21 protein-coding genes and 1 tRNA gene are annotated in these 23,670 nt (G+C 68.0%); 4 read left to right on the top strand and 18 right to left on the bottom strand.

The window, feature by feature from the left end:
- Window positions 1–201: 201 nt before the first annotated feature.
- Together NBE95_RS12735 and pyrC are read right to left on the bottom strand one after the other, a co-directional pair.
- Window positions 202–873, bottom strand: coding sequence for an orotate phosphoribosyltransferase (locus NBE95_RS12735; protein ID WP_289895799.1), 672 nt, complete (start codon window positions 871–873; stop codon window positions 202–204).
- On the bottom strand, window positions 870–1,913 hold the full coding sequence (gene pyrC / locus NBE95_RS12730; protein WP_289895798.1) for a dihydroorotase: 1,044 nt from the start codon (window positions 1,911–1,913) through the stop codon (window positions 870–872). Before pyrC ends, NBE95_RS12735 begins: the two co-directional genes overlap by 4 nt.
- A gap of 139 nt (window positions 1,914–2,052) precedes the next feature.
- Here pyrC and NBE95_RS12725 point away from each other — a divergent pair, with 139 nt between their 5' ends.
- Window positions 2,053–2,349 (top strand): antibiotic ABC transporter, encoded by a 297-nt coding sequence (locus NBE95_RS12725; protein WP_289895797.1) that lies wholly within the window; start codon window positions 2,053–2,055, stop codon window positions 2,347–2,349.
- Window positions 2,350–2,427: 78 nt separating this feature from the next.
- Here the strand turns inward: NBE95_RS12725 and gap are convergent, their stop codons facing one another.
- From gap to NBE95_RS12695, 6 genes are all read right to left on the bottom strand, one after another.
- Complete coding sequence (gene gap, locus NBE95_RS12720; protein WP_289895796.1) at window positions 2,428–3,429, bottom strand: type I glyceraldehyde-3-phosphate dehydrogenase; 1,002 nt, start codon at window positions 3,427–3,429, stop codon at window positions 2,428–2,430.
- 234 nt (window positions 3,430–3,663) lie between these two features.
- Complete coding sequence (locus NBE95_RS12715; protein ID WP_019352124.1) at window positions 3,664–3,807, bottom strand: hypothetical protein; 144 nt, start codon at window positions 3,805–3,807, stop codon at window positions 3,664–3,666.
- 115 nt (window positions 3,808–3,922) lie between these two features.
- Window positions 3,923–4,975: a FliG C-terminal domain-containing protein gene (locus NBE95_RS12710; protein ID WP_289895795.1), complete on the bottom strand. Its 1,053-nt coding sequence runs from the start codon at window positions 4,973–4,975 to the stop codon at window positions 3,923–3,925.
- Window positions 4,976–5,035: 60 nt separating this feature from the next.
- Window positions 5,036–6,352, bottom strand: coding sequence for an adenylosuccinate lyase (purB, locus tag NBE95_RS12705; protein ID WP_289895794.1), 1,317 nt, complete (start codon window positions 6,350–6,352; stop codon window positions 5,036–5,038).
- Between the two features lie 406 nt (window positions 6,353–6,758).
- Window positions 6,759–8,165, bottom strand: a complete 1,407-nt coding sequence (gene glnA, locus NBE95_RS12700) for a type I glutamate--ammonia ligase (protein WP_289895793.1) — start codon at window positions 8,163–8,165, stop codon at window positions 6,759–6,761.
- Between the two features lie 78 nt (window positions 8,166–8,243).
- Window positions 8,244–8,582, bottom strand: coding sequence for a P-II family nitrogen regulator (locus NBE95_RS12695; RefSeq protein WP_289895792.1), 339 nt, complete (start codon window positions 8,580–8,582; stop codon window positions 8,244–8,246).
- Between the two features lie 153 nt (window positions 8,583–8,735).
- Here NBE95_RS12695 and NBE95_RS12690 point away from each other — a divergent pair, with 153 nt between their 5' ends.
- The 3 genes from NBE95_RS12690 to NBE95_RS12680 all read left to right on the top strand — a co-directional run bounded on the left by NBE95_RS12690 (window position 8,736) and on the right by NBE95_RS12680 (window position 11,847).
- Window positions 8,736–10,253: an NAD(P)H-hydrate dehydratase gene (locus NBE95_RS12690; protein WP_289895791.1), complete on the top strand. Its 1,518-nt coding sequence runs from the start codon at window positions 8,736–8,738 to the stop codon at window positions 10,251–10,253.
- 72 nt (window positions 10,254–10,325) lie between these two features.
- Window positions 10,326–10,410, top strand: a tRNA-Leu gene (locus NBE95_RS12685).
- 243 nt (window positions 10,411–10,653) lie between these two features.
- Entirely contained in the window at window positions 10,654–11,847 is a 1,194-nt protein-coding gene (locus tag NBE95_RS12680; protein WP_289895790.1) for a hypothetical protein, read from the top strand.
- A gap of 28 nt (window positions 11,848–11,875) precedes the next feature.
- Here NBE95_RS12680 and NBE95_RS12675 read toward each other — a convergent pair whose 3' ends face one another.
- From NBE95_RS12675 to NBE95_RS12630, 10 genes are all read right to left on the bottom strand, one after another.
- Window positions 11,876–12,958 carry a hypothetical protein gene (locus NBE95_RS12675; protein ID WP_289895789.1) on the bottom strand — a complete coding sequence of 361 codons (1,083 nt, stop codon included), beginning with the start codon at window positions 12,956–12,958 and terminating at the stop codon, window positions 11,876–11,878.
- 4 nt (window positions 12,959–12,962) lie between these two features.
- On the bottom strand, window positions 12,963–14,621 hold the full coding sequence (locus NBE95_RS12670) for an FAD-dependent oxidoreductase (protein ID WP_289895788.1): 1,659 nt from the start codon (window positions 14,619–14,621) through the stop codon (window positions 12,963–12,965).
- A 94-nt stretch (window positions 14,622–14,715) separates the two neighbouring features.
- Entirely contained in the window at window positions 14,716–15,531 is an 816-nt protein-coding gene (locus NBE95_RS12665) for a class I SAM-dependent methyltransferase (RefSeq protein ID WP_289895787.1), read from the bottom strand.
- Between the two features lie 34 nt (window positions 15,532–15,565).
- The gene (locus NBE95_RS12660) at window positions 15,566–17,542 is read right to left on the bottom strand and encodes a polysaccharide pyruvyl transferase family protein (RefSeq protein ID WP_289895786.1); all 1,977 of its coding nucleotides are present in this window, start codon (window positions 17,540–17,542) and stop codon (window positions 15,566–15,568) included.
- Window positions 17,543–17,783: 241 nt separating this feature from the next.
- Complete coding sequence (locus tag NBE95_RS12655) at window positions 17,784–18,569, bottom strand: ABC transporter permease (protein WP_289895785.1); 786 nt, start codon at window positions 18,567–18,569, stop codon at window positions 17,784–17,786.
- 18 nt (window positions 18,570–18,587) lie between these two features.
- The gene (locus tag NBE95_RS12650; protein WP_289895784.1) at window positions 18,588–19,268 is read right to left on the bottom strand and encodes an ABC transporter ATP-binding protein; all 681 of its coding nucleotides are present in this window, start codon (window positions 19,266–19,268) and stop codon (window positions 18,588–18,590) included.
- Entirely contained in the window at window positions 19,268–20,638 is a 1,371-nt protein-coding gene (locus NBE95_RS12645; RefSeq protein ID WP_289895783.1) for a hypothetical protein, read from the bottom strand. Before NBE95_RS12645 ends, NBE95_RS12650 begins: the two co-directional genes overlap by 1 nt.
- Window positions 20,639–20,650: 12 nt before the next feature.
- Window positions 20,651–21,223, bottom strand: coding sequence for a hypothetical protein (locus NBE95_RS12640; RefSeq protein WP_289895934.1), 573 nt, complete (start codon window positions 21,221–21,223; stop codon window positions 20,651–20,653).
- A 66-nt stretch (window positions 21,224–21,289) separates the two neighbouring features.
- Window positions 21,290–22,432 (bottom strand): hypothetical protein, encoded by a 1,143-nt coding sequence (locus NBE95_RS12635; protein ID WP_289895782.1) that lies wholly within the window; start codon window positions 22,430–22,432, stop codon window positions 21,290–21,292.
- 351 nt (window positions 22,433–22,783) lie between these two features.
- Entirely contained in the window at window positions 22,784–23,596 is an 813-nt protein-coding gene (locus tag NBE95_RS12630) for a glycosyl hydrolase (RefSeq protein ID WP_289895781.1), read from the bottom strand.
- Between the last annotated feature and the right edge of the window lie 74 nt (window positions 23,597–23,670).

Raw genomic sequence — 23,670 nt, 5'->3', positions numbered from 1 at the left:
CCGTTATCCACCTTATGCGCCCCGGGGTCCATCGGGATATGCTGTGGATAAGCTGTGGGCAGAATGCCGCGCCTGCATTGGTGGCAAGGGCGGCAGGGGTATTTGGGCAACAGAGAAGGACGCGCGGTTCTCCGCCTTCTTCGTTGCCCAAAAACCCTGCGGCCGGGCGGCCGGGCGAGGCGCCCGCAGGCCGGGGCCGGGTCAGGGATGCGCCGCCTGCCAGGCGCGCGGATCGGTCAGGAAGCTCTCGACCTCGGAAAGCGTCGCCTCGTCGTAGAAGCCCTGGGCCTTGGCCTCGGCCAGCACGTCCCACCAGGTGCAAAGATGATGCAGCCGCACGCCATGGTCGGCCAGGCGCTGCGTGGTTTCCGGGAAGATGCCGTAATAGAAGATCACCGCGGTATGGCCGCAGGTCGCGCCGGTCTCGCGGATCGCGTCGACGAAGCTCAGCTTCGAGCCGCCGTCGGTGGTCAGGTCCTCGACCAGCAGCACGCGCTGGCCCTCGGTCATCGCGCCTTCGATACGGGCATTGCGGCCATAGCCCTTGGGCTTCTTGCGCACATAGGTCATCGGCAGTTCCAGCCGTTCGGCGACCAGCGCCGCGAAGGGGATGCCCGCCGTTTCGCCGCCGGCAATATTGTCGAAGGCGTCAAAGCCCGCGTCGCGCAGCACGGTGGCCGACAGGAAATCCATCAGCGTCGAGCGGATGCGCGGATAGGAGATCAGCTTGCGGCAGTCGATATAGGTCGGCCCCTTGAGGCCCGACGCATAGGTATAGGGCTCGGCCGCGTTGAAATGCACCGCCTTGATCTCCAGCAGCATGCGGGCGGTCAGGCGGGCGATTTCCTCGCGCGGGGGGAAGGGCAGGGTCATGCGGGATCCTCGACATGCCAGTAAAGCGGAAAGCCGGGATCGAAGACGGTGACGGTCTCGTCGCCGGCGGGAATATGGGTCGGGTAGGCGGCGGGCGTGTCGCGTTTCACCAGCCGGATGCGGTCCGGGTTCGGCTCCATGCGGTAGAAGCCGGCGCCGTTCAGCGCGGTGAAGGCCTCGAGCCGGTCGAGCGCGCCCTCCTCCTCGAAGACCTGCGCCAGGATCGACATGGTGTTCGGCGCGGTGAAGCAGCCGGCGCAGCCGCAGGCCGATTCCTTGGCGCGGTCCGGGTGCGGCGCCGAGTCGGTGCCGAGGAAGAAGCGCGCATCGCCCGAGGTTGCCGCCTTGCGCAGCGCCAGGCGATGGGTTTCGCGCTTGGCGACCGGCAGGCAATAGTAATGCGGCCGGATGCCGCCCGCCAGGATATGGTTGCGGTTGATGACCAGATGATGGGTGGTGATGGTCGCGCCGATGTCGGTGTTGGCCGCGACGTAATCCACCCCGTCCGCGGTGGTGATATGTTCCATCACCACGCGTAGGCCGGGTGTGGCGCGGCGGATCGGATCCAGGACGCGGTCGATGAACACCGCCTCGCGGTCGAAGATGTCCACCGCCGGATCGGTGACCTCGCCATGGAAGCACAGCGGGATGCCGGCCCCGGCCATGGCCTCGAATACCGGGCGAACCTTGTCGAAATCGCGCACGCCCGAGGCCGAATTGGTGGTCGCCCCGGCCGGGTAGAGCTTGACCGCCGAGATGATTCCCTGGGCATGGGCGGCCAGCACATCGGCCGGATCGGTGGTTTCGGTCAGATAGAGCGTCATCAACGGACGCAACGTCACTTCCGGGCCCAGGGCGGCGCGGATCCGGTCGCGATAGGCTGCGGCCTGCGCCCCGGTCACCACCGGCGGCACCAGGTTCGGCATGATGATCGCCCGGCCGAAATGGCCGGAAAATGAAGCCACTGCCTGCAGCATGGTGCCGTCGCGCAGGTGCAGGTGCCAGTCGTCGGGACGTCGGAGCGTTACGGATTTGGTCATGATTTCCCCTGTATACCGGGTGCGGCATCAAGGCCATAGCGCAATCACTTGTACCAAAGAAGCGCTTGGCATTCCTGTATCATGGGCGCAGCCTGCTTGCCTGCTCGACGTGCGAAGGGAATTCGGAATGGGCTTCGGAATGATGAATTTTTCGGCCATGCAGGCGCCGCTGCTGCTTTGGCAGCAGATGGCCCACATGGCCTGGGAATCGCAGATGGTCATCGCGTTGCGCACCGCCGGCATGATGGGGATCCTGCGACAGGATGCCTCGGAGCCGCAGCGCATGGTGGTCGAAAAGGCCGATGCCGCGACCGAGGCTTTGCATGCCGCGCTGCGCGCGGCAGGGCGCGGCGCGCGCGCCGACAGGGTGATGGCGGCGGCGCTGCGGCCCTATCGCAAGCGCACCCGGGCGAATGTGCGGCGCCTGTCGAAATAGCCCGCCTCGGTCAGGAGCGCCCGAATGGAAAACGCGCCCCGTTGGGGCGCGTTTCCGTTATCGCTTGCTGGGATGGGTTCAGATCAGCTTGCCCATCGCCACGGCGGTGTCGGCCATGCGGTTCGAGAAGCCCCATTCGTTGTCGTACCAGCTGAGGATGCGGACCAGCTTGCCCTCCATCACCTTTGTCTGGTCCATGTGGAAGACCGAGCTGTGGCTGTCGTGGTTGAAGTCCGAGGAGACCAGCGGCTCGTCGGTATAGCCCAGGATGCCCTTGAGCGGGCCGTCGGCGGCGGCCTTGATCGCGGCGTTGATCTCCTCGACCGAGGTGTCGCGCTTGGCTTCGAACACCAGGTCCACCACCGAGACGTTGGGGGTCGGCACGCGGATGGCGACGCCGTCCAGCCGGCCCTTGAGCTCGGGCAGCACCAGGCCGACGGCCTTGGCGGCACCGGTCGAGGTCGGGATCATCGACAGCGCCGCGGCGCGGGCGCGGTACAAGTCCTTGTGCATGGTGTCCAGCGTCGGCTGGTCGCCGGTATAGCTGTGGATGGTGGTCATGAAGCCGCGGGCGATGCCGATGCTGTCATTGAGCACCTTGGCGACCGGCGACAGGCAGTTGGTGGTGCAGCTGGCGTTCGAGACGACGATGTCGTCCTTGGTCAGCGTGTCGTGGTTCACGCCGAAAACGATGGTCTTGTCGGCATTGTCGCCGGGGGCCGAGATCAGCACGCGCTTGGCGCCGGTCGACAGATGCGGCTGCACCTTGTCCTTCGAGGTGAAGATGCCGGTGCATTCCATGATGACGTCGATATCGCCCCAGGGCAGTTCGGCCGGGTTGCGGATGGCGGTGACCTTGATCGGGCCGCGGCCGACGTCGATCGAGTCGCCCGAGACCGTCACCTTGGCGGGAAAGCGGCCATGGACCGAGTCGTAGCGCAGCAGATGCGCGTTGGTTTCGACCGGGCCCAGGTCGTTGATCGCCACGACCTCGATATCATTGCGCCCCGATTCGATGATCGCGCGCAGCACGTTCCGACCGATACGACCAAAGCCGTTGATCGCCACCTTGACAGCCATGGGGGTTCCTCCGCCGCTGATGAAGTTTCGCGGTGCAAATAGCCCGCATCGTCGGGGGAATGCAAATGCCTGAAACCGGCTGCGACCGAAACAGCGCCGAAAATCGCATGTTAGCGACGCAAGCCGGCGGGGCCCGACCCCATGCGGGCCGTCGCCGACCAAGATCGGCCAGCCCCGTGCCTTCAGGCCAGCCGTTCTGCCGGCGAATCGAGAGGGGCGGGGCCGCCCCGAAGCCTAGCGCCAGAAACTGAGATATTCGATCAACCCGGCGAATTGCTTGCCCAGGAAAAGCGGCATGCCCCAGTGCAGGAACAGGGCGTCTGCGACGAAAAGCCCCAGGATCAGCAGGCCCAGCACGATGGCGATCTGATTTGTCATGCCTCTTTCCCGTAGCCCGGCTTCAAGCGGCCCGTCGCGCGGCCAGGGCGCGCGCTTCGGCCAGAGTGCTAGGGCAGAGCCGCGCTGCAGGCAAGGCCCTGTCCCGGCGCCCGGTCTAGCCGGGCGTCTCCTCGCCCGCCTCCCCGTCCTCCTCGAGCTCCGGGGCGATCAGGAACAGGTCGCCCGCGGCCTCCATGCGGCGGATGGTGGCGACCACCTCGTCCATCGCCTCCTCGGCATCGCGGGTCGAGATCTTGCCGAGTGCTTCCATTTCCTCGCGCATCGACTCGGCCAGGCGCGAGGAGATGCCGCCCAGCAGGAATTCCACGGTCTCGCGTGCCTCCCCCTTGGCGCCGGCCAGCGCCTTGAGCAGCACGGCATTGTCCGTCTCGCGCGTGACGCGGGCGATGTCGCGCGGGTCGATGCGGTGGGGGATGTGGGCCCAGGTGAAGATGGTCTTGCGCACCTCGCCGGCGAAGGCGGCGTCGTCATCGTCCAATCCGGCCAGCACGCTGTCGCGCATGGACGAGGGCGAGAAGTTCAGGATCGCCCCGACCTTTTCGCCGGCCTTGCCCTGCAGCGGCGGCTGCGGCACCGCATCGGCGGCCTGGATCAGCGCCTTGCCGATGCGCCGCAGCGCCTCGGCCTCGATGCCGCCGGTCAGCGACATGGCATAGGCGATCCGCCGCGCCAGGGCGGGGTCGAGCAGGCCGAAGACTTCGGCCGCGCGCGGCACCGGCAGCTTGGAGAACATCACCGCCGCGATCTCGACCGCCTCGGTCCGCGCCAGCTCGGCCAGCAGCGCCGGCCCCATCGCGGCGATGCGGTCCCAGGGGTCGCCGGCGCCGTTCAGCGCCGCCATGCGCCGCAGCCGGTCGCTGGTGTCGGGCGAGAGATGGCCGTCGAGCAGGTCCAGCGTGCCGTCGATGTCGCCGGGAAAGGACAGGCCCACCGCTTCCAGCCGGTCGCAGAATTCGGCCACGATGGCGTTGCGGGTCTCGCGGTCGATGACGCCCATCAGCGCCATTTCCTGGGCCAGGTCGGTCTGCAGCCCGGGCGGCAGCCGGGCGAGGTCGATATCCTCGCCCTCGGCCAGCACCAGCCGCACGATCACCGCCGCCTTCTGCCGGGCGGTCAGCCCCGCCCCCCCGATCGCCGGAACGCCCATGGATTGCCCCCGATTCATCCGTCCTTGGGGGCAATCTGGCAGGAAAAGGCGAAGGTCCGGTTAACGCGCGCCGGACCCGCCGAAGACGCGGGCGAAAATCGTGTCCACATGCTTGGTGTGATAGCCGAGGTCGAACTTCTCCTCGATCTCGGCGGGCGAGAGCGCGGCGGTGACTTCGGCATCGCCCAGCAGCTCGGTCTTGAAATCGGCGCCCTGTTCCCAGACCTTCATGGCGTTGCGCTGCACCAGGCGATAGGCGTCCTCGCGCGACACACCCGCCTGGGTCAGGGCCAGAAGCACCCGCTGCGACATGACCAGACCCTTGAACTTGTTCATGTTCTTCAACATGTTCTCGGGATAGACCACCAGCTTTTCGATCACCCCCGCCAGGCGGTTCAGGGCGAAGTCCAGGGTGATCGTCGCATCGGGGGCGATGCCGCGCTCGACCGAGGAATGGCTGATGTCGCGCTCGTGCCAGAGCGCCACGTTCTCCATCGCCGGCACCACCGCCATGCGCACCAGCCGGGCCAGGCCGGTCAGGTTCTCAGTCAGCACCGGGTTCCGTTTGTGCGGCATGGCCGAGCTGCCCTTCTGGCCGGGGCTGAAATATTCCTCGGCCTCGAGCACCTCGGTGCGCTGCATGTGGCGGATCTCGACGGCGATGTTCTCGATCGAGCTGGCGATCACGCCCAGCGTGGCGAAGAACATCGCATGGCGGTCGCGCGGGATGACCTGGGTCGAGATCGGCTCGGGGCGCAGGCCCATTTTCGCGCAGACATGCTCCTCGACCGCCGGGTCGATATTGGCGAAGGTGCCGACCGCGCCCGAGATGGCGCCGGTCGCGACTTCCTCGCGGGCGCGTTCCAGCCGTTCGCGGCCGCGGGCCATCTCGGCGTAGAAGCGGGCGAAGGTCAGGCCCATGGTGGTCGGCTCGGCATGGATGCCGTGGCTGCGGCCGATGCGGACGGTGTCCTTGTGCTCGAAGGCGCGTTTCTTCAGCGCGGCCAGCACCTTGTCCATGTCGGCCAGCAGGATGTCGGCGGCGCGCACCAGCTGCACGTTCAGCGTGGTGTCCAGCACGTCCGAGCTGGTCATGCCCTGGTGGACGAAACGCGCCTCCTCGGCGCCGATATGCTCGGCCAGATGGGTCAGGAAGGCGATGACGTCATGCTTGGTCACCGCCTCGATTTCGTCGATGCGGGCGACGTCGAACTCGACATCCCTGGCCTTCCAGACCGCCTCGGCATTCTCGCGCGGGATCACCCCCAGATCGGCCTGGGCGTCGCAGGCATGGGCCTCGATCTCGTACCAGATGCGGAACTTGGTCTCGGGCGACCAGATGGCGACCATTTCGGGGCGGGCATAGCGCGGGATCATCGGAAGCTCCTTGGGTTTGCGGGGCTTTTAGCGGCTTGCCCCCGAGGCCGCAACCAAAGGGTGCGGCGGTCCGGGGCGGCGGGAAGGGGCTGTCGCAAATCTTCCATCGCCGGGCGTACAGCGGGCGTACACCGGGCGTACACAGGGCGTCTGACGACGGCCGGCGTGAGCGGGTCCGCGCCGCGGGGCCGGGCGCGGCCGGAACGTGTCCGGAAACACGGAGAGCCGGGGAGAAGGGCGCGGGGTGCGCGCAGCCTGGGCCCGGCACGGGCGGTCGCCTTCCCCGCTCCGACCGAAAGGGGGGACGCGCCGCAGCCGCTCGGGGCGAGGGCAAGCCGTGCCGGGCCTGCCGGCCATGGAGAAGCCGCCCCGAGGGGCGGCTTTCCGTCATTGTCGCGGCTGCGGATCAGCAGCTGTAATACATCGCATATTCGATGGGATGCGGGGTGTGCTCATAGGCATAGACCTCTTCCCATTTCAGCTTGATGTAGCCTTCCAGCTGGTCGCGGGTGAAAACGTCGCCGGCGAGCAGGAAGTCCATGTCCTTTTCCAGCTCTTCCAGCGCCTCGCGCAGGCTGCCGCAGACGGTCGGGATCTCGGCCAGCTCCTCGGGCGGCAGGTCGTAGAGATCCTTGTCCGAGGCCGGGCCGGGGTCGATCTTGTTCTTGATGCCGTCGAGGCCGGCCATCAGCAGCGCCGCGAAGGCGAGATAGGGGTTCGCGGCCGGATCGGGGAAACGCGCCTCGACGCGCTTGGCCTTGGGCGATTCCGTCCACGGAATACGCACGCAGCCCGAGCGGTTGCGGGCCGAATAGGCGCGCAGAACCGGGGCCTCGAAGCCGGGGATCAGGCGCTTGTAGCTGTTCGTCGCCGGGTTGGTCAGCGCGTTCAGGGCTTTCGCGTGCTTCAGGATGCCGCCGATGAAATACAGCGCCTCTTGCGAAAGATCGGCGTATTTGTCGCCCGCGAACAGCGGCTTGCCGTCTTTCCAGATCGACATGTTCACATGCATGCCCGAACCGTTGTCGCCCTTCATCGGCTTCGGCATGAAGGTCACCGTCTTGCCATAGGCGGCGGCGACGTTGTGGATGACGTATTTGTATTTCTGGATGTTGTCGGCCTGTTCGACCAGCCCGCCGAAGATCATGCCCAGCTCGTGCTGGCAGGTGGCGACCTCGTGGTGGTGCTTGTCGACCTTGATGCCCATGCGCTTCATCGTCGACAGCATCTCGCCGCGGATGTCCTGGGCTGTGTCGATCGGGTTCACCGGGAAATAGCCGCCCTTATGGGCCGCGCGATGGGCAAGGTTGCCGTCCTCGTAGACGGTGTCGGTGTTCCAGGCGGCATCGACCGAGTCGAGCTCGAAGGAGACCTTCTGCGGCGTCACCGAATAGCGCACGTCGTCGAACAGGAAGAACTCGGCCTCGGGACCGAAATAGGCGGTGTCGCCGATGCCCGAGGATTTCAGATAGGCCTCGGCCTTCAGCGCCGTGCCGCGCGGGTCGCGGGCATAGGGCTCGCCGGTGTCGGGCTCGACGACGTTGCAATGCACGCAAAGCGTCTTTTCGGCATAGAACGGGTCGATATAGGCCGAGGCGGCGTCCGGCATCAGCTTCATGTCGGACTGGTCGATGGATTTCCAGCCGGCGATCGAGGAGCCGTCGAACATGAAGCCTTCCTCGAAGAAGTCCTCGTCCACCAGATCGGCGACCAGCGTCACATGCTGCAGCTTGCCCTTGGGATCGGTGAAGCGGACGTCGACATATTCGACCTCTTCCGTCTTCATCAGATCCAGAACGTCCTTGACTGTCATTGGGATCCTTCCTCCATCAGTCGGCCCGGCGCCGCCGCCGGGCAGGTGTCGGTTGTTGCGGGAATGCGGGTCCGGGGATCAGACCGCGTCGTCGCCGGTCTCGCCGGTGCGGATGCGGATGGCCTGTTCGACCGGGATGATGAAGATCTTGCCGTCGCCGATCTTCTCGGTGCGCGCGGCCGAGATGATGGCATCGACGGCGGCCTCGACCATGTCGTCGGGCAACACCATCTCGATCTTCACCTTGGGCAGGAAATCCACCACATATTCGGCGCCGCGATACAGTTCGGTATGGCCCTTCTGCCGGCCGAAGCCCTTTACCTCGGTGACCGAGAGGCCCTGGACGCCGACTTCCTGAAGCGCCTCTTTCACATCGTCCAGTTTGAAGGGCTTGATGATGGCTTCGACTTTCTTCATCGCCTGATCCTTCTCTCGCGACTTGCCTGCGCCCTGATTGGCGGGTTTGATGATGCGCGTCCATGCGGCTTGATGGGGAAAGCGGCATGCGGGCGGGGAATCCGGGGCATGTGCCCTGATATTGAGCAGGTTGCCTGAATTATGTGCGACAGAATGGTCCCGAAGCGCGAGATCCTGACGACTCGGCAGATGCGGGCGGTCGAGGCTGCCGCCATCGGCAGCGGCGAGATCACCGGCGCGGCGCTGATGGAGCGGGCGGGGGCGGGCGTGGTGCGCGAGATGCTGGCGCTGTGGCCGGAACGCGAGCGCCCGGGGCGGGCGGTGATCCTGTGCGGCCCCGGCAACAATGGCGGCGACGGCTATGTGGTGGCGCGGCTGCTGGCCAAGCGCGGCTGGCAGTTGCGGCTGGCGGCGCCGGCCCCGCCGGCCAGCCCGGATGCGCAGCTGGCCGCGGCCTGCTGGCCGGGCGAGATGGTGGCGCTGTCCGATCTGGGCCCCGAGGATTTCCCGGCCGGCGCCCTTTGCATCGACGCGCTGTTCGGCACCGGGCTGGCCCGGCCGCTGGCGCCCGGGATCGCGGCGCCCCTGCGGCTGGCGGCGGCGCGGGGCTGCCGGATCGTCGCGGTGGACATCCTGAGCGGGCTTTGCGCCGACAGCGGCCGGGTGCTGGGCGGGCTGGACCTGCCCGAGGCGGCGCTGACCGTCAGTTTCCAGCGCGCCAAGCTGGGCCATGTGCTGGCGCAGGGCGGCGCGCTCAGCGGCGCGCTGCGCATCGTCGATATCGGCCTGGACGGCTGGATGGCGGCGGCGGGCGAGCCGGCGCGGCTGGCCGGGCCGGTGCCGGCGCTGGCCAAGCGGGCCGGGCACAAATACGACCACGGCCATGCGCTGCTGCTGGGCGGGGGCCCCGGCCGCGGCGGCGCGGCGCGGCTGGCGGCGCGGGCGGCGCTGCGGGTCGGCGCCGGGCTGGTGACGCTGCTTTGCCCGCCCGAGGCGCTGGCCGAGAATGCCGCGCGGCTGGATGCGGTGATGCTGCGCCCCCTCGCCGACCGGACCGGGCTGGAGCGGCTGCTGGAGGACCGCCGCTTCAACGCGCTGTGTCTTGGCCCCGGGCTGGGGCTGGACCGGGCGCGGGGGCTGGTGCCGGCCGCGCTGGCCTCGGGTCGGGCGGCGCTGCTCGATGCCGATGCGCTGACCGCCTTTGCCGATGCGCCCGAGGCGCTGCTGGCCGCGTTGCATCCGCGGGTGGTGCTGACCCCGCATGGCGGCGAATTCGCCCGGCTGTTTCCCGATCTGGCGCAACGGCTCGAGGCGCCCGCCGAGGCGGGGCCGGCGTTTTCGCGGCTGGATGCGGTGCGGCTGGCGGCCGAGCGGGCCGGCTGCGTGGTGCTGCTGAAGGGGCCGGACACGGTGATCGCCGCGCCGGACGGTGCGGCGCGCGTCGCCGCGGCGGTGGGCGAGGCGGCCGCGCCCTGGCTGGCGACGGCCGGATCGGGCGACGTGCTGTCGGGCATCGTCACCGGCTTGCTGGCGCGCGGCTTCGCGCCGCTGCAGGCCGCCGCCATCGGCGCCTGGCTGCATGCCGAAGCGGCCCGCCACTTCGGTCCCGGCCTGATCGCCGAGGATCTGCCCGACCGGGTTCCGGCGGCGCTGCGGGGCCTCGGCGGCTGAACTTTCCGCTCGCAAGCCGGAAAGGGCTTTGCTAAGAGGGGCGCCGATCCGCCGCCCGGCGCGGATCGCGATGCGGGTGTGGCGAAATTGGCAGACGCACCAGATTTAGGTTCTGGCGCCGCAAGGCGTGGGGGTTCAAGTCCCTCCACCCGCACCAAGCAATCCCAGGCGGGATCCCACCGATCAGCCGGACCGGCCCGATTCCGCCGCCCGGCCGCACCGGCTTGCGCGGCTATTCGCCTTTGCCCGGCCGCGGCGGCGGGCGCGGGTTGATCGGCGCCGGGCCTCTGCGGTAGCCAATGGGAAGCGGCTTGCCGGCCGCCATGATCCGGCCGCGCCGTGATCGCGCATCCGGGTGCCGGACCGTTCCGGAAAAAAGCCGTCTCGACAGGATCAGAACATGCTGGACGCCGTCGGAAGAGCTTGCAGGATCCTTGCCCAGGAAGGGGTTTCCGGGGCCGTCAACCGGCTCAGATACCGCCGCGACGGGCGGCTCATGCAGGGGCGGCGGGTCGGCGCCGGGAGGCAAGGCTTCGTCCTGCTGGGCGAAGGCAGGCTGATGGCGGGCTTTCGTCGCGAACTGGCGCGCCGGGGACTGCTTGGGCAGGTGTCGCGGCCCGGGGCGACGCGCAAGATCTTCTTCAACCCGCATCCGGCCGAATTCCACGATCCCAAGCTGGCGGCGGCGGTGCTGGACGACGACTATTTCGCCGCCCTGCATCCGGGCGACGAGGAGGCGCGGGCCGGGCTGTGCTCGGGCTGCCCGCTGATCGTCACCTCGGTGGCCGGGCTGCATCGCGTACAGGCCCTGGGCGCGGCGCTGCGCGACGTCACGCTGATCCCCGGCCAGGCCCGGCGGCACGGGCTGCGGCTGGCGGTGGGGCGCTGGCTGGTCTATGCCGACGCGCTGGCGCCGGACGATTACCTGGCCGACCTGCTGGCGCTGACGCCGCCGATCCGCAGCCGCGACCGCATCTGCATCAGCCTGCCGGAATATACCGGACGGCGGGCGCATTTCGAAAGCGCCAATCCCTCGGACTTCCGGCTGTTCAACGGCATTCGGCTGCTGCCGGCCTGGCAGGGCTGCGCCTGGAGCTACAAGGCCATCGCCGCCAAGGCGTTGCAATCCGGCGCCCGGCGGCTGACCATCTGCGAGGACGACGCCTGGTTCGCCGCGGATTTCTCGGCCTGTTTCAAGGCGATCAACCGCTATCTGGACCGCAGCCGCTGGGACGTGTTCAACGGCGTCATGACCCGGATCGAGGGCGAGCCGGACATCCGCCTGCGCCGGCGCCTGGGCCGCAACCACATCATCCACACCCCGCACATGATGGGCATGGTGTTCAACGTCTACAACCGCACGGCGCTGGAATGGATGGCGGACTGGAGTCCCGATGCCGGCGGGGCCGGGACCAACACCATCGACGAATGGATGAACGCCATGCCGGGGCTGAAGGTGGTCTCGGCGGTGCCCTTCATCGCCGGCCATCGCGAGGATGCGCATTCGACGATCTTCGGCTTCAAGAACGCCCGCTACAGCGGCATGATCCGCGCCACCGAGCGCGAGATCCTGTCGCGGATCGAGCCGGTCTGAGGGCGCGGCGGCCGCGGCCGGCGGCGGATCATTCCGCGGCCAGCGCCGCCTCGCCCAGCAGATGCCGGCGCAGCGCCAGCGCCACCTCGGGGATCTGCGCCAGCCGGTGCAGTTCGGCGGGCCGGATCGGCTCGCGCCTTTCGGGCAGCTGCGACAGGTCGCGGTCGTAAAGCGCCAGGCCCATGGCCTGCTCCAGCGCCCGGGTCTCGGGCTCCAGCGCCCCCATCAGCGTCTGCGCCTCGGCCCGGGTCAGGAAATGCGCGCTGCCCTTGCCGTGTTTGAGCAGGGCGCGCTGCGCCGTCCGGATCTCGGCCGAGGCGCCGGCGCTGCGGGCCATGTCGGTCAGCAGCGAATGCAGATACAGCGCCTCGCGGCTTTGCGAGGAATTGGCCATCTTCGGCCGCTGGACCAGCCCGCCGGTCAGGCCGAGCGCGGCGAAGAAATCGTCCACCACGTCGCCCTTGTGCAGCAGCGCCCGGTCGAAACGCCGGATCAGCACGTTCTCGGGGCCGAAGACCTCGACATAATGCAGCAGGGTGCGGGCGAAGTTGACCTTGCCGCCGGCCACGATCCTTTTCAGGATGTCTTCCTGCCGGGACAGGGTGAAGGTGCCGCCGGCCTTGACATATTCGTTGGTCAGGCTGTGGACGAACTGGTCGGGCCGCCGCACATAGGCCAGCACCGTCACCCGCTGGCCCAGGCCGCGCAGGAAATCGGCCAGCCGCGCGATCTCCTCGGGCTCGGTCAGCTGCGAGGACAGGTGCTCGGCCGAGAAGACGATCTTGCGCACCGAATCGAAGGGCAGGCCCCCCTCGTAGGCATAGTCCCCGAAGCTGGTCCGGGCCTGCCAGCGCGAATTGTCCCGCCAGCGCCGGCGCTGCGGCGTCTGGGCGGCCAGCACCAGCCCGACGCTGTTGCCCGAGGAACCCGGCGCGCTGGAGGCGAAATGGCAGTCGAAATGCACGCCGATCCGGGCGAGACCGGCGCTGTTGGCCTTCAGCGTCTGCTGGATCGAGGTGGTGCCGGTCTTTTCCAGCCCGATATGCACCACCACCTCGCGGCCGGCCGCGCCGGCGGGGGTTTTCCTGACTCTGGCGAACTGTCCCAGCATGGTCTTACCTTCCCGGCAGAAGATGGTGCTTTTCGGCGGTTTCCAGGACGCCGTTCCTGATCTTCTGGCGCGACAGGGCGTGCAGCGTGCCGCCGGTCCTTTGCGCCAGGGCCACCGCGACGCCGGCGCTGGCGCCGAGCGTCATCCAGATCGGCTCCATGCGGATCGAGCCGAAGGCGACGTGGCTGGCCGAGACGGCATTGACCACCAGCAGGTTGCGCGCCTCCTCGCGCCGGGGCAGGATCAGCTCCATCGGCAGCTGGAACTTCAGGATCTTCTTCGAGAAGAACTGCCCCTCGCGCACCGGGCGGGTGCCCTGGGCGTTGACATACCAGCGCGCCGGCTTGCAATCGAGGTGATAGGCGCCCTGGCCGAGCGAGCCCTCCTCGTCGGCGGTCTCGTCCATCAGGTCGTGCACGGTGACGACCTTTTCGCCCGAGAGCCTGCGCCCCTCGCGCACATAAAGCGCCGGCGGGAAGCCGTCGCGATATTCGTCCAGCGGATACCAATAGCGGCGCATGATGGTCTGGATCTCGGCCGGGACGGCGGGGTCGGTGCGCAGGAACCAGATCACCCCCTGGGTATAGTCGCGGAATTCCTGCAGGATGCGTGCCCTTCCGGCGGCCGAGGCGGCGATCCAGCCTTGCGACAGCAGCGGGTTGTTGGTCGGGACCAGGTTGCCCGAGTTCAGGTCCACCTTCTGGCTGGGCAGCTGGGCGATGTGCAGATAGCCGTTGCGGATCGAATCGTTGCGAGCCGTGTTCACCAGCCCCGAGCCGGTCCGGTCGGCGCCGATCAGCCGCCGGAACAGCTCGTAATTCGCCGGGTCGTAGTTTTCCGGCGGCGCCAGTTCGCGCATGTTGGCCGGATCGCCGGTCAGCGTGACCCGAAAGCAATAGGCCTGGACCCGCCAGTCGCCGGCGCCTTGCTGCAGCGGCTCATAGGGTTCCAGCCAGGGCAGGGGCTTGCCGTCGCGGAACGGATCGACCGGCGCGGCAAGCCCGCCATACATCGGTCCCGGCTTGCCGACGCCGCCGCGGACCTCGTCATAGCTGTCGCGGGGTTCGCGGCCGACGACATGCGAGATCTGCGCCAGGGGCATCAGGTCGCCCTCATAGGTGCCGTCCACCCACCAGGTCGCGGAAATGCGCTGGCCGGTGCTGGTTTCCGCCTCGACCACCTGGCCGCCGAGCTTGCGCAGCCGGTCCAGCCGGCAATCCGTCAGCACCCGCACCCCGGCCTCGCGCAGCAGGTCCTGAAAGATCTCGCCGCAGATCTTCGGCTCGTGCCGGATGGTCATGATGCGCTGGCCGTAATGGGCGCTGCAACGGGAAAAGAACTCGCGCACCAGCCCCTTGATCAGGCTGGGCACCGGCGCGTCCGTGGCGTTCAGCCCCGAGGTCAGCAGCCCGCCGACATGGCCGGTCGGCTCGACCAGAACCACGGACAGCTCCGAGCGGGCCGCGGCGATCGCCGCCATGATCCCGGCCGGGCTGGCGCCGTAGACGCAAAGATCGGCGGCGATCTGCCGTGGCCCCCGCGACGAGACCGCAGCCGGTTGGCTTGCGGCGGCGGCGGCGGCCGGCGGGACGGGTTGGGCGGACTCGGCCGCTTCCCTGTTTGCCAGAAATCCCTGGCCCCGGAAGATGTTGCGAATGTTCATGTCTTTCCTGCTTCCGCCGTTCCGGAACCGTCCCGGCCAAGTCGCGCGGCTGCGCCTGTTTCGGTAAGGACCGCGTTTCGCGGAACGGTCCGGCTCAACCCTTGATCAGCACGCCGAAGCGCTTGTTCACGATGCAGACGAAATCGTGCAGCTCCATGCGCATCATGCAGCGGAAACCCTCGCGCGAGGATTCCGAGTAATAGAGGTCGTCCACGATGATGATGGATTGCGGCGCCATCCAGCCGATCAGCGACTTGAAGGCGCGCAGCATGCTGTCCTTGTCGTGCATGGCGTCGATGAAGGCCAGGTCGATCGCCGCCGTCCCGGCCAGATGGCCGGGAAAGCAGGCGAAATCGCCCTGCACCACCCGCGAGCCGGGATCGACCAGATTGACCGAGGCCTGGGCGATCTGCGCATAGTCGGAAATCTCGAAAGAGAGCAGCGTGCCGCCTTCGGCCCGGCGGGCGGCGGCGGCGAGATACATGGACGAGATGCCGAAGCCGGCGCCGTTCTCGACCAGCAGCTTCGCGTCGATGCTGCGCGCAAGATTGTAAAGCACCGCGCCATAGGCCGGCGAGACCGAAAGCAGGTCCGCCGTGACCTGCCCCTCGGCCCCGCCGCCGGCGTGATGCTGGCCGGCATAGCTGGGATGCAGCGGCGCCGGCGCGTAATGGCGCAGCGCGATGCGGCGGCGGCCGATCGCGGCCAGTTCGGCCGGGTCGACCGGGGCCTCGAGCACCTTGCGAAACCGCGCGCGGTTCCAGCGGGGCGAGGATTCGCGCAGATAGGTGACCGCGACGCGGCTGCCCTCCGCCGCGGCCTCGGGTGCGCGGTTGGTCTCGGGTGTGCGGTTGTCTTCGGACGCACGGTTGTCTTCGGGGGTGGGTTCCGCATCGGCGGGCTGGGTCATGTCGGGCCTTTGTTCCGCGGCCGGGCGCCAGTCGTCATGCATCGGCGCGCCAGCTTTCCATCCATTCCTGCGCCGCGTGCCGGATGGCGGGCGCCGCCGCGAAGGGGGCCGCATCCAGCAGCGCCGCGATGTCTATCGGCTTGCGGGCGGACAGGAAGCGGTCCGGCGCGATGCTGTCCTCGTCGAGGCGCAGCAACTCGGAAAGATCCACCGCCTCCGGCGCCTTCTCATGGCCGATGGAGCGATAATAGTCGTCGAACTTGATGCCGTCACCGTGGATCTGCGTGCTGGAGCCGGTCACCGTGGCCAGGCAGGCGGGAATGCCATAGGCCTGCGCGATGATCACCCCGTGCAGCGAGGAGGAGATGATGCGCTCGCAATCCAGCATCTCGTCCAGGAAGGCCTCGATCTCGTCATAGCCGATGCGGCGGATGTCGATGCGCTTGATGCCGGGGGCGACGGGCGTCGCCATGTCCTCATGGGTGAAATGCAGGATCAGCCCGGTCTTGCAGCGCGGCGGCGCCTTGCGCGGATACAGGACCGGCAGCAGCCAGGCCGGGTCGCCATAGACCTCGGGGCAGGTGCCGCCATTGGCCAGCACCAGGTCGCGGGTCAGCGGCCCGCGCACGGCGTGGTAATGCGCGCCGGCCGCCAACTTATCGCCCGAGTTCGGCGTGCCGCTGCCCCAGACATCGCTGCCGTCGCGGGCATATTTGATCACCGAGCCGATGGCGCAAAGGCCGACGCCGCGCCCCTCCCATTGCGGCGGGATGCCGGTCACATGCTCGACGATATAGGGGTTCACGATATCGCCCAGATTGCCCGGATAGGGCTGTTCCCACCAGAACAGCTTCACCCGTTCCCCGGGGGCGATGCCGCGTTCCTCGGCGCGCCGGTCCAGCGAGGCGCGGAACAGGCGGCTGCGCGAGAAGCTGATCACCGCCTCGTTGCCGGTGGCGGCGATCGCCTCGGCCAGCGCATCGGTCTGCGCCCAGTCCTTGGCGTCGATCGCCTGCAGCAGCCGGAAGCGCAGCGCATAGGGGTGCAGGTGCTCGTTGTCGCGATAGCGTTTCAGGTTGGCGGTCAGAATTTCGGGATCCGGGAACTTGGCCGAGATCTCCAGCAGCCGGTGATAGCTGGCAAAATCCTCGGGGTCGCGGGCCAGAAGCGCGTGGTAATAGTCGCAGACCAGGTTGCGCCGGCCGGCGCGGGCGGCGTCCGAGATCAGGTCCAGGATCACCGCCTTCTGGCTTTCCGGGCGCAGGATGTCGGGCCGGTGCTGCAGCACCTTGCCCTTGAACTCCTTCACGTTGCCGCTGTCGCCATGCAGGAAATAGGCGCCGGGATTTTCCGGGTCCTGCGGGCGGGCGATGTCGTTGGGCGACAGCACCAGCAGCCGCGGGCGGGCGGTGGTGCGGCGGAACGCTTCCTCCAGGATGTAGTCGTCGGTGAAGTCGCCGCGGGTGTCGCGCTCGACCCGCTTGCATTCATAGAGCAGCTCCAGCGTCTCGCGCGTGTAGTTCAGGATCAGGTAGCCCGGATGGAAGCGGCGGGCGTAAAGCGAGAAGTTCTCCTGCGGCAGGAAGCGGAAGCCGCGCATGAAGACCGCAAGGTCATAGGCGCGGCTGGCCAGGTTGTCGACGTTGCGCAGCAGCCTGGTGTCGACATCCACCCACATGATGGTGCTGCGGTGCTTGAGCAGCATCTTGCGGTAGAAGCGGACCTTGGCGCGGCAGATCTCGCTCCAGCTGGCGTTTTCGGGGAAGCTGATCGGCTGGATGTCGTGCAGCATGCCCAGCTCGTCGCAGCGGGCGCGCAGCTCGTCGGCCTTTTCCTCGTAATAGCCGCCCTCGGTATAGAAGCTGACGATGGTGATGCGCTGCCTGGGGATCTCGCGCCGGCGCCGCAGATAGCGCAGCACCGATTCCGGCAGGATCTTCTTGGCCAGGGTGACGGACAGCGGGGCCGGGGTCGCGCGAAAGAGATTGGTCTGGATATTCGTCTCGGTCATGGCTGCAGCTCTTTTCAAGAGGCTTGACCGCCGCGGAAAGTGCGGCCGGTCGGGAAGGCGGGACGGTCGGAACCGGAAACTCGTTGCACAACAGCGCCGGATCGCTCCGGCAGGGCCCCGGTGCGCCCGGGGAGGCGGCGGCGCGGCGCGGGCCCTTCCGGCCCCGGCATCCGGGGCCCTGAAGTCCGACCGTCGCGGCCGGGTGGAAGCGGGGGCCGGACCCCGGGGGATCGGCCGGCGGTCATCTTTGCGCCAGGTCGCGGTGCCATTTCGTCAGCAGCGCCAGGCCGGCGCCGAACAGCACCGCGGCCAGCAGCGCGACATAGAGCGGCTCGACATAGCCGGCCCGGTAGGTCGAATAGAAACCCGAGCGGCTGGTGCCGACGATGTGGATCAGCGGGTTGAACCAGAGATAGTCCCGAAACGGCATCGGGATGCTCTCGAACGAGATGAAGATGCAGGAGAGCAGGAACAGCGGCCGGGTGATGATCGCCCAGACATTCGCCCAGACCGGGAAGCGCCGCATCAGGAAGCAGTTCATGCAGCCTACGCCCAGGGCCAGGCCGGCCGACATCAGGAAGGCCAGCACCACCTTGGGCAGGTCCAGGATCAGCTCGATATTGTCGTAATAGATGATCCCGCTGACCACGATGACGAAGACCAGCGCGTGGATCATGCAGGCCAGGACGAAGCGGGCGATGATCGCATCGACGAAGGTCACGCCGGGATAGAACAGCAGCTGCTTCGAGAAGGACAGCGATTGCGCGATCTTGCGGCTGATGTCGAGGAACATCATGAAGGGCAGCAGCCCCGAGGCATAGAACAGCGCGAAGCTGGAGCCGATCGGCGGCACCCGCACCGCCAGCGAGAAGATGACCGTCAGCAGCGCGATGCCGCCCACCGGCTCGAGCACGGTCCAGATGAAGCCCCCCGGCGACTTGCCGTACGAGGTGGACATCTCGCGGAAGATCAGCGCCCCGATGGTCCGCAGGGCGGGCATCCGGCGCAGCGGGTGGGACTGGGGCATCAGGCCTTGCATCATCGGCTAGTCCTCGTCCTCTTCGTCGCCGCTGGTGCCCATGTTCGCCTCGTGCACGCGGATGGCTTCCTCGACATCGTCGAAATAGCTCAGCCGGCCCTGGTGCAGCACCGCGGCCGCGTCGCAGACCTTGCGGATCAGCCCCATCGAGTGCGACACCATGATGGCGCCGCTGGTCTTCAGCCGGTTGCGGAAATAGGTCTGGCTCTTGTCGCGGAAATTGCCGTCCCCGACCGAGGTCACCTCGTCCACCAGATAGGTGTCGAAATGGATGCCCATCGAGACGCCGAAGGCCAGCCGCGAGCGCATCCCCGAGGAATAATGCCCGAAGGGCAGATACAGGTGATGGCCCAGATCCGAGAAATGCGCGACGAAGGCCAGCAACTGCTCGGGATCGACATTGTAGACCCGGGCGATGAAGCGGGTGTTCTGGGCGCCGGTCAGTTCCGGGTGGAAGCTGCCGGCGAAGCCCACCGGCCAGGATACCGTGCCGGTGGTGACCACCCGGCCGCGATCGGGGCGCACCACCCCGGCGATCATGCGCAGCAGCGTCGACTTGCCGGCGCCGTTATGGCCCAGCAGCCCGACGCTGCGGCCGGCGGGGAAGGTCATGTTCAGATCGCGCGCGACGACGGTGGTCCGTCCGCTGACCGTGAAGCTCTTGGAAAGGTTTTCCAGCCGGATCATCAGTGGCGGTCGCGGTTGCTGTAGCCGATCAGCACCAGGCTGAGCCAACCGATGAAGATGAAGGTGACGGCCAGGACGGTGATCATCAGCCGCCGCGGCCGGGTCGCGGTTTCCGACAGGGTCGGCTCCACGAAGGTCGCCAGGTAGCGGCTGTCCTGCTCGGATTTCGCGCGCGCCGCCTCGACCCCCGACAGCGCCAGGCTGTAGCTTTTCTCGGCCAGTTCCAGGTCGAGCTGCAGCTTGGTGTACCTGTCCAGGATCTTGCTGAAGCTGGCATCCTCCGATCCCGGCGCCTCGCCGACGAAGTTCTGCCGTTCCTGCTCGATGCGGCGCTTGAGCACGTCCACCCGCAGCTCGGCCTGGGTCAGGCGCACGTCGGCGGTGCCCTGCTTGCGCAGCGTCTCGACCTGGATCATCGCCTCGGTCAGTTCCTGCGACAGGCTGGTGACGACGCTGGCATTGATGCTCAGCACCGATTGCGGGTCGATCAGCTTGGACTGGTCGCGGAACTGCGCCAGCGCCACCCGGGCCTCGGCCAGCCGCGCCTCGGTCTGGGCCAGGTCGCGCTGCGCATAGCGCAGCGAATTCTCGCGCGCCTCGTCCGAGATGGCGTTGACCAGGTGGCCGGCGGCCTTGTGGATGCCCCTGGCGATGCGGTTGGCGTCCTCGGCGGTGAAGGCGCGCACCTCGATCTCGATCATGCCGGTGGCGGAATCGACGCTGATCGTCGCCATGCGCCGCCAATATTCCACCAGTTCCTCGAGGCTGGCGCCGTCATGCAGGGCAAAGACCGGGTCCATGCGCGGCTTGGTATAGATGGCGCGCAGGTCGATCTCGCGGTCGAGCTGGGCGACGAAATTCGGGCTGCGCAGGTGCTTGTAGACGATCTGCGCATCGGTGGTGGCATTGCCGACCGAAGACAGGCCGATCCCGGCCAGCAGGCCCAGGTTCGGGCTTTCCTCGTCGCGGACCACGAACGAGACCTCGGAGACATACTGGTCGCGCGCGATCAGGAACATGTAGCTGCCGACCAGCAGCGCCGGCAGCAGGAACAGCAGCAGGAAGCTGCCCAGCACCAGGCTGTGGACGCGGGTCCAGCCGGCCCGGCCGACCGGCGGCAGCACGCGCGGATTGGCGGCCGGGGCGCTGGCGGGCTTGCTCTCGGCGGGTTTGGCCGGAGCGGGATTGACCGGCGCAGGTTTGGCCGGAGCGGGTTTGGCCGGTGCGGGCTTGCCGGGCGTCGGCTTGCTTTTCCCGGGCCGACCTTCGCCGGGCCGACCCTCTCCGGGCTTGCCTTCCCGGGCCTTGGTCTCCCTGGCCTGGCCTTCCTTGACCGGCGGGTTGCGGTCCGGAGTTTCAAGATCTTTCACGAAGACCACCGATCATTGTTTCCCAGCGCTGCGCGCCGCGCAATCATAGGCCGCGACGGCTTCGGCCAAGGCCGCCTCGACCGCGTCCATCACCGGGGCGGGGATGCGGTCATGTTCGACCAGCGCCGCCAAGTCGCGGTGGCGCAGGTCCGGACCGACGGCTTGCGGCAGGCGTTCGGGCAGGCCGACGCCGGCGGCATAGTCGCGGTATTTCATCTGGTCGCCGCTGACCGCGTCCTCGAACCCCTCGAAGGTGATCAGCCCGACCGGGATGCCATAGGCCTGGCAGGTGATGTAGACATGCATGGCGCTGGTCAGCACTGCGTCATAGCCCAGCAGCGTGCCGATCAGCGCCTCGATCTCGGGGCGGCGCGAGACCAACACCGAAAGCTCGTCCACCTGTTCGGGAAGCCGCAGCGAGATCTTGCGATGCGCGAAATGCCGGATCAGCGCCAGGCGGCCGTTGGTCCGCCCGGACCGCGCCAGCGGGATGAGCCGCGGCAGGATCGCCGCCGGATCGCCGAAGCGGTCGATGCGGGGGCCGCCGGCCTCGGCCAGCAGCCGGGCCGAATGCGGGCCGCGCAGCGAGACATAGGTGGCGTCCGGCGCGATCTCGGCATCGGCGCGGCTGAAGCCGGCGCCGACCAGGATCTAGCTTTTCTGCGCAAAGCGCCCGATCGAGCCCACCGCCATCAGATGCGGCCCGGCCTTGATCTCGTCATGGCGCTGGAAGCGCACCGGCCGGCCCGTCACCTGCTGCACGATCAGCGGCGACAGCCAGTCGCCGTAATTGCCGGGATAGGGCTTGTCCCACCACAGCAGCGGCAGCGCCTCGCCGGTCCCGGCCTCGGCATGGTCCAGCAGCGCCCGGGCGGCGCCGATCACCGCGCGGTCGGCGTGGTTCAGCAGCCGGCGCGCGGCGATCTCCTCGATCCGGGCGTTCACCGCCTCGGCCCGGCCCTGGCGGGCGTCGTGGACCAGGTTGTAGATGCTGCGCTGCGAGATCCCGCGCGACGCCGGCAAGCTGGGCGAGAGATATTCGGTCAGCCCGATCTCGTCCGATAGCCGGCGCAGCGGAATGGCGATGCGTTGCGGCAGCGCGCCCTGCACCCGGCGCGCGGCGCGCAACGCCGCCGAGCGGGCGCCGGCCGTGCCGCGGGGCTCGGCGGCGCGGCGGTTGCGGTCGTGCTGCGCCGCCTGTCCCTTGAAGGTGGCGACATTGCCGCTGGAGCCGAAATAGAAGAACGGCCGGCGCCCGGCCTCGGGCAGGTCGGCGCGTCCCAAGAGCATCGAGGAGGGGATCATCTGGAAGGTCAGCCGGTCGGCATTCTTGCGCCAGGCCTCCTCGAAGAAGAAATCGTCGGTGGCGCGCAGCCGCATGCTGTCGCAGGCTTCGCGCGCGTCGCGGATATAGCCGCGCGCCGCCGGGGTGATGTTGATGCCCCAGAAGCAGGGCTCCCAGAAGCGGGCGCTGTTGGCATAGCCGATGCGCATCGGATGGCCGAAGCCGCGCTGGAAGCCGATGATGTCGGCCGAGAAGCCGGAGACGAAATCGGGCAGGTAGTCGATGTCGCAATCGACGTCGATCCAGAACACCTTGCGCTGCGGGTTCCGTTCGCAGACCGCATGCAGGAAGGGGATCTTCCTGCGGCAGATCTCCAGCCATTCCTCGCCCGGGGCCTTGTCGACCTCGACGATCTCATGCGCCAGGCCCAGCCGGTCCAGCGACCGGCGCAGGTTCCGGGCGGATTGCGCGTAATAGTCGTCCGGAGTGTGGAATGAGCAGAAAAGCACATCTTCTGGAAGCGGCCCACCGAAAGCCATGATCTGATCTCGTTCTTGTTCTTGGTGCCCGTCAGGCAAGGACAAAAGGGCTGCAGCCGACCGTCACACAGTCGGCAGCCTTGCTAAACCGTCGCGTTCAGTTGGCGCAACCGGGGGTGGCGACCGTGGGCAGGATCGGGCGGATGCGGTCGATACGCCGCTTAAAGAATCGGCATCCCGCCGATGGCGGGGCTTGTCCTTGCCCGGCGGGCAGTATGGCAGAGCCCGGTTTTTGCGGGCCCGATGCGTCGCCGCCGGGGCTTTCCGGCCATAGGCGGGAACCTGCGCGAGCGGCGGGCCGCCACCCGGAAAAAGGCCGGGTCAATGCCCGGCGTAAAGCCGGAAAACCGGCGACGGCCGCCCCGAACCGTCGAAAAACGCCGAGGTGGACAGGCTGCGGCCGTCGCCGAACGTGCCGCCCGAGAACCAGCAATAGCCCCGAATCCACGGCGTGCGGTCCATATAGGCGAGGATGTCGGTCATGAAGCGCAGGCTTTCCTCGACCCCGTAACGGTTGCGCTTGCGCCCCTGGGCCGAGCGCCAGTCGGCCACGCCGATCTCGGTCACCCAGATCGGCCGGCCGTAAAGCCGCCAGGTATCCTCCAGCCGCTCGACCACCTGTTCCAGGTTCGGCGCCGAATAGGAATGGAAGCCGATGGAATCGATCTTCAGCCTGCGGCGTTCGGCCTGCAGCATGAAATTGGTCATCCAGCGGCCGCGCGAATTCACGCAGGAGGGCGAGACGATCTCGTCCGCCCGGTCCTGGAATTTCGGCCATGCGTCCAGCGCCTCGGGCACCGACAGGTTGGCCTGGTTGCGGCCGTCGGGCTCGTTGAAGCCGAACAGGATCGGCGCGCGGCGGTCGAGCAGCCGCAGCCGCTGCGGCGTGCGTTTGGGGTTCCAGCCCCAGACCATCGGCGCGAAGGGAATGTCGATGTCGGGATGCGGCGACAGGCTCCAGTTGTAATACCAGTCGCAGCCCAGATCGGGGCGCCAGGCGTGGGCGGGACCGCAAAAGCCTTTCTTGCCGGCGGGGCGGAAGGCGGCCCCGGCCGGCGCCGCGGCGAGGCTCAGCGCCGCAGCGGCGCCGATCTTCAGCAGCGCGCGACGGGAAAGGGGAAATCTGTGCTGCACTGTCCTGAACCGCTGACCTGTGGCATCATCGGCCCCATGACTTCGGCAATGGCGCCCCGGCGGTCAACCGCGGA

It is taken from the genome of Paracoccus sp. TOH, assembly GCF_030388245.1.
Lineage (GTDB): Bacteria > Pseudomonadota > Alphaproteobacteria > Rhodobacterales > Rhodobacteraceae > Paracoccus > Paracoccus simplex.
This window is presented reverse-complemented; position numbering and strand designations above follow the sequence as displayed.